Consider the following 302-nt stretch of genomic DNA (forward strand, 5'->3'; position numbering starts at 1 on the left):
CTGAAGATGAGATTTTGCCTGACGTTGAGAGTGCCGATTCGGATGAAGGCGAGGCGTTAAGTGAAGCGCTAGACGAGCTTGCTAGCGATAGTAGCGCAGATGAAGCATTATTAGATGATGAGCTTGATTTAGAGTCTTTAGCTGAGTTTGATGAACAAGCAGCACAAGAGTCGTTGAATGATGAACTCGACGAGTCAGATGTGATCAGTGATGCACTAGATGACCCTGAGCAGAGCAACAACGAGGAAATCCCGAATGAAGACTTAGAGTCTTTACCTGAGTTTGAATTAGAATCGGATGAC

1 protein-coding gene is annotated in these 302 nt (G+C 45.0%); it reads left to right on the forward strand.

The genetic code is table 11. The features are described 5' to 3' along the window. A partial coding sequence (locus SANK73390_RS19120) for a hypothetical protein (RefSeq protein WP_462767958.1) occupies nt 1-302 on the forward strand: 302 nt, incomplete at both ends.

This window comes from Pseudoalteromonas sp. SANK 73390 (assembly GCF_054966645.1).